This is a genomic window from Spirillospora sp. NPDC046719 (genome assembly GCF_040645715.1).
GTDB lineage: Bacteria > Actinomycetota > Actinomycetes > Streptosporangiales > Streptosporangiaceae > Spirillospora.
Window position 1 is genome coordinate 1 of sequence record NZ_JBEYYT010000520.1, and the last position, 5,751, is coordinate 5,751.

Here is a 5,751-nt window from a genome sequence, read left to right on the forward strand (position 1 = left end):
CTTGGTGAGGGTGCCGCCGTCGACCGCCTGCTCGCCGGCGGTGGGCGCGAAACCGCACATGAAGCGGAGCGCGGGCCCCAGGTCGAACGGCGGCGCGGCGGGCAGCTCGACGGTCTCGGTGAACAGGGGCGGGACGGTCATGGCCGGTCCTTCCCGATCAGGGCGGTGGGCGGTGGGCGGAAGCGGGGCGCGGGGACGGCGGCGGGGTCAGGAGGCCAGCTCGGCGGGCAGGTCGTCCCGGTGCAGGACCGTCAGCGAGGTCACCGCGCGGGTCAGCACGACGTACAGCCGGGCCAGTCCGCGCGCCTCGGCGGCGGCGATGGCGGCGGGCTCGGCGACGATCACGTGGTCGTACTCCAGGCCCTTCGCCAGCGTCGCCGGGACGACGAGCAGCCGCGCGGTGCCGTCGGACTCCGGCCCGAGCAGCGAGGCGTCCAGCCCGGCCTCCGCCAGCGCCGCCGCGTGCGCGTCCGCGAGCGCGTCCGGCACGATCAGCCCGATCGAGCCCGCCCGGGCGAGGGCCTCGCGCGCGGCGTCCACCGCCGCGGCCACCACGTCGGGCACGCGCCGCACGTCCAGCGCCCCGGCGCCGGCGCGCAGCGACCGCGGCCTCTCCAGCTCGGGCGCGATGTGCGGGAGCAGCCGCGCGGCGTAGTCGAGGACGGTGCCGGGCACGCGGAAGCCGAGGGTCAGCTCGGTGACCTCGCCGTCCTGCCCGAGATGGGTCAGGACCTCCTTCCAGGACCGCGCCGACCAGGCCGTCGTCCCCTGGGCGAGGTCGCCGAGGACGGTCGCCGACCCGGTGCCGCAGCGGCGGCCGAGGGCGCGCAGCTGCATCGCCGACAGGTCCTGCGCCTCGTCCACGACCAGGTGCCCGAGCGAGGCGGTGCGCTCCATGAGGTCGGCCAGCTCGTCCAGCAGCGCCCGGTCGGCGGCGGTCCACTTCACCGAGCGGTGCGACCGGGCGGGCCGCTCCCACAGCAGCGCGGCCTGCTCCTCGGCGTCGAGGACGCCCTTCGCCGCTGCGCTCAGGAAGGCGGCGTCCGACAGCAGCCGGTAGAGGACCTGCTCGGGCGAGACCTTGGGCCACACCTGGTCGAGCAGCTGCTTGACCGGCCTGCTGCGCGCCACCTGGTCCTGGACGCGGTCGTCGGGGGCCTCGCCGCGCTGCTCCATCCGGACGAGGATCTGGTGCGCGAGCCGCTGCGCGAACGCGGCGCGGCCGCTGCCGTAGCGGGTGGTGCCGCGCAGCGCGGCCGCGATCTCCCTGACCTCGTGGTCGGCCAGCCGGTAGCGGGCGACACCGCGGGTGACGACGAGGCCCTCCTCCGGCTTGCGGACGTGCAGCCACAGCGCCCTGCGCAGCACGTCGGCCATCCGCGCCTCGCCCTTGGCGGCCGACACCGCCGCGGGCTCCTCCCCCAGCGGCTCGCCGAGCAGGTCGTCGATGGTGGCCTGCTCGACCCGGACCTCGCCGAGCGCGGGCAGCACCGCCGCGATGTAGGCGAGGAACGCGCGGTTCGGGCCGACGATCAGCACCCCGGACCGCGACAGCCGCTCGCGGTGGGTGAACAGCAGGTAGGCGGCGCGGTGCAGGCCCACCGCGGTCTTCCCGGTGCCGGGGGCGCCCTGCACGCAGACGGTGCGGGGCAGGTCGGCGCGGACGATCACGTCCTGCTCCGGCTGGATGGTCGCGACGATGTCGCGCATCGGCCCGGTGCGGGGGCGTTCGATCTCCTCGGTCAGGATCCGGGACGGGCCGGGCTCCGCGCCGCCGTCGAGCGGCTCGTCCTCGAAGGCGGTCAGCTCGCCGCCCTGGAAGCCGAAGCGGCGCCGCAGCCGCCAGCCCATCGGCTCGGCCGGGCCCGCCTGGTAGAACGCCCGCGACACCGGGGCGCGCCAGTCCAGCACCAGCGGGCGGCCCTCGTCGCCGTCGTGGACGTGCCGCCGCCCGACGTACATGACGGCGGGCAGGTCGGGGCCGTCGTCGCCGTCGCGGTCCATCCGCCCGAAGAACAGCGGGGTGTCGGGGTGGTCGGCGAGCGCCGCGACCCGCTGGTCGAGCAGCGACTCCAGGAACTGCTTGGACACCCAGTCGGCGGCGACGTCGGCGGACAGGCCTTCCGCGTGCTCGCGCATCCGGCGCAGCGCGGCGCGGGACTCGGCCAGGTGGGCGCGCTCGGCGGCGAGGATCGACGGTTCGGCGGGCATGCCGGAGGACCTCCTGGAGGCGAGGGGCGGACGCGGGGCGGCGAAACCCACCACCTTACCGGCCTGGAACGGCTCGCGCGGCACCGTTTCGACGCCGGCGGCGAGGCGTCCGAGAGGGGATGCTATACAGCACTTGCAGGTATAAATGATCAATCATCCTGCCTCCGATGCCCTCGCTCCCGCCGGTCAGGAGCCTCCGCCGTCCCCTCGGGAAGGAGCCCCGTGAAACTGAAGGTCCACGAAGCCGGCGGCGGCGACAGGACCGCCGTGCTGATCCACGGCGTCATGGCGTCCGCCGGCACCTGGTGCCGCGTCGCGCCGCTGCTCGCCGCGCGCGGCTACCGGGTCCTCATGCCGGACCTGCGCGGCCACGGGGAGAGCGCGCACGCCGCCGAGTACTCGCCTGAGCTGTTCGCCGCCGACCTGGTGGAGTCCCTTCCCAGCGGCGCGGACGTCGCGATCGGGCACTCCCTCGGCGCGCTGTCCCTCTCCCTGGCCGCCGCGGACCTGCGCCCCGCCAAGGCCGTCTACAGCGACCCGGCGTGGCGGATCGGCGGCGAGCCGGGCGCGGACCACGACGGGTTCGCCGCCTTCACCAAGCGGGCCACGGCGGAGCAGCTCCGGAAGATGTGCCCGAAGTGGACGGACGAGGACATCGCCGCCGAGCTGGACGGGTACGCGCGATGGGACGTCCGCGCGGCCGGGTGGCTGCGCGAGGCGATCGACCTCGTCCCGGACCGGCCCGTCGTGCCGTCGCTGGTGCAGGCCGCGGGCGACCGGCGGCTGGTGCCGGACGACCTCGCCGCCGGCCTGCGCGCGAAGGGCTTCACGGTCACGCGGGTCGAGGGCACCGGCCACTGCGTGCACCGCGACGACCTCGACGGCTTCATGGCGTCGCTGGAGGGCTGGATCTGAGCGGCCGCCGCGCCGCCGTGCTCTTCGGCCGCGGGACGGCGGTGCGCCTTGCCGCGCGGCGCGGCCGTGTGTGACGTTGGCGGCATGGTGAGTCTGACGGGAAAGTCGGCGTTGGTCACGGGCGCGTCGTCCGGCATCGGCGCGGTCGTCGCGGAGGCGCTGGCCGAGGCGGGCGCGCGGGTCGGGCTGGTCGCGCGGCGCGAGGAACTGCTGGAGAAGACGCTCGCCCGCTGCCGCGAGCACTCCCCCGGCTCGGCGATGTGGGTCGCCGACCTCTCCGACCCGGACGCGGCCGCCGGGCTCGCGGCCGCCGCGGAGGCCGAGCTCGGCGGCGTGGACGTCCTGGTCAACAACGCGGCGATGCCGAAGCGGCGGCGCGTGCAGGACATGGCGCCCGCCGAGAACGACGACGTGATGCGGCTGAACTACCTGTCGCCGGTGCGGCTGACGCTCGCGCTGCTGCCCGGGATGATCGAGCGGGGGCACGGGCACCTGGTCGCGATCGGGTCCGTCGCGGCGCGGCTCGGCCCGCCGCACGAGGCCGCGTACGGCGCGTCCAAGGCGGCGCTGACCGCGTTCTGGGAGAGCATGGCCGTCGACCTGGACGGGACGGGCGTGCAGGCGCACATCGTCCAGCCGGCGCTGATCGACACCGACCTGTTCACCCTGCCGGGCAACGAGCCGCCGCTCAGCGACCTGTCCGACGCGCTGCCGCCGCGGGAGGTCGCCGCGGCGGTGCTGGAGGTCATCGAGAGCGGACGGTTCGAGCGGTACGTACCGGACTGGTTCGCCGAGATGGCGTCGGGCAAGGCCGCGGACGTCGAGGGGTTCCTCGCGGGCGTGAAGGAGTGGACCCGCGACCGGCTCCAGGCGCTCGGCGCCGAGCCGGCCTGACCCGGCGTCACTGCAGGAAGCGCAGGGCGAGCCCGGTCAGCGGGCCGCGGTCGCCGTCGTCGGCGCGCTGCAGGACGCGCTGCGAGCCGTTCAGGACGAGCGCGCGCAGCGGGCCCGGCGGCAGCGGCACGGGCCGCTTCGCGGCCATCGGCAGGTCGAGCAGCCCGCCGTCGCGGTCGAGCAGCAGGTCGCGGGCGATCTTCGCGGTCAGGTGGCTCGGGCCGACGCCGTGGCCGGCGTACCCGAGGGCGTAGACGACGCGCCGCCCGCGGCCGAGCCGCCCGGCGTGCGCGAAGCAGTTGACGGTGCCGGCGACGGGACCGCACCAGCCGCGGTCGATCCGCACGTCGTCCAGCTGCGGGAACGTCCAGCGGAACGTCTCCTCCAGCCGCCGGAACACCTGCGGCGACCGGTCCTGGCGCGGGTCGGGGCCGCCGGGCGCGAACGGTGCGTCGCGGCCGCCCCACAGGATCCGGCCGTCGGGGGTCGGCCGGTGGAAGTGCGGCATGATCCGCTTGTCCTCGACGCCCGCGCCGCCCTCCCAGCCGGCGCGCTTCCACTGCTCGCCGGTGAGCGGCTCGGTGACGACGATCGAGGCGACGATGGTGAACAGCCAGCGCCGCAGCGCGGGCACCGCGTGCGCATAGGCGTTGGTGGCGAGCAGCGCCCGGTCCGCCCGGACGTCGCCGCCGGGGGTGCGGGCCAGGACGTGCGTGCCCGGCAGGGCGAGGCTGTGGACGGGCGTCGACTCGAAGACCCGCACGCCGAGGCGGACGGCGGCGTCGCGCAGGCCGCGGGTGAGCGCGGCGGGGTCCACCAGCAGCGCGTCGTCCTCGAAGTGTCCGCACCGGATCCGGTCGCTGGCGACGAGGGCGCGGCATTCGGAGCCGCTGAGGTAGCGCAGGTCGTCGAGGCCGAGCCGCTGGGACGCCTCGAGGTCCTGGCGGATCCGCTCGTCCTGCTCGGGCCCGTTCGAGACCGTCAGCAGGCCGGGGCGGGTCAGGTCGGCGTCGATGCCCTCGTCGCGGACGAACGCGGCGATCTCGCGCAGCGTGCTCCGCATCGCCAGCCGGGTGGCGCGCGCACGCGCCGGGCCGACCTTGCGGGCCAGGTCGTGGAGGTTGCGGCCCACCATCGTCATGGCGAAGCCGCCGTTGCGGCCCGACGCGCCGTACCCCGCGACGCGCTGCTCCAGCACGGCGACGTCCACGGACGGGTCGGCGTGCTTGATGTGGATCGCGGTCCACAGTCCGGTGAAGCCGCCGCCCACGATGATGACGTCCACGTCCAGGTCGCCGTCGAGCGGCGGCGCCGGCTCGTAGGGGTTGCGGGACAGCCACAGGCTCCGCGTCCTCCAGTCCGCCATAACGCCCTCCGCGCCGTCGCCGGCACGCGCACGCGTTGCTCGCGAGCACCCGTTGCCCGCGCGCGCACGCCTCAGTAGGGTGATGATCCGTCAGTGATCCACATCACACAAGGCCCGCGATGCGGACCGCCGGGCACCGGACCGGCCGGGAGGCGCCGATGTCGACCGCTCAGGGACTGCGGGTCGCGGACGTCACCGTGCGGGTCGGCGGGGTCACCGCCGTCCGGGGCGCCGCGCTGACGGTCCCGCCCGGCACGGTCGCCGGGCTCGTCGGGCCGGACGGCGCGGGCCGGGGGTGGCGGTGCGACGTCATCGCCGGGCTGCGCCGGCCCGCCGATGGCAGCGTCCACCTCGGCGTGGCCGAG

The 5,751-nt window shown here is 75.9% G+C and carries 4 protein-coding genes and 1 pseudogene; 3 read left to right on the forward strand and 2 right to left on the reverse strand.

What is annotated here, in order from left to right; all coding sequences use genetic code 11:
- Window positions 1-207: 207 nt before the first annotated feature.
- Window positions 208-2,211 carry a HelD family protein gene (locus tag ABZ914_RS44815; protein ID WP_500200802.1) on the reverse strand — a complete coding sequence of 668 codons (2,004 nt, stop codon included), beginning with the start codon at window positions 2,209-2,211 and terminating at the stop codon, window positions 208-210.
- A gap of 222 nt (window positions 2,212-2,433) precedes the next feature.
- Here ABZ914_RS44815 and ABZ914_RS44820 point away from each other — a divergent pair, with 222 nt between their 5' ends.
- Both ABZ914_RS44820 and ABZ914_RS44825 read left to right on the forward strand, forming a co-directional pair.
- Complete coding sequence (locus ABZ914_RS44820) at window positions 2,434-3,126, forward strand: alpha/beta fold hydrolase (RefSeq protein WP_500200803.1); 693 nt, start codon at window positions 2,434-2,436, stop codon at window positions 3,124-3,126.
- A gap of 84 nt (window positions 3,127-3,210) precedes the next feature.
- Window positions 3,211-4,020 carry an SDR family NAD(P)-dependent oxidoreductase gene (locus ABZ914_RS44825; protein WP_500200804.1) on the forward strand — a complete coding sequence of 270 codons (810 nt, stop codon included), beginning with the start codon at window positions 3,211-3,213 and terminating at the stop codon, window positions 4,018-4,020.
- 7 nt (window positions 4,021-4,027) lie between these two features.
- Here ABZ914_RS44825 and ABZ914_RS44830 read toward each other — a convergent pair whose 3' ends face one another.
- Entirely contained in the window at window positions 4,028-5,386 is a 1,359-nt protein-coding gene (locus ABZ914_RS44830; RefSeq protein WP_500200805.1) for an NAD(P)/FAD-dependent oxidoreductase, read from the reverse strand.
- Window positions 5,387-5,544: 158 nt separating this feature from the next.
- Between ABZ914_RS44830 and ABZ914_RS44835 the strand changes: the two are divergent.
- Window positions 5,545-5,751: pseudogene (locus tag ABZ914_RS44835) on the forward strand (ABC transporter ATP-binding protein); the annotation flags it as partial.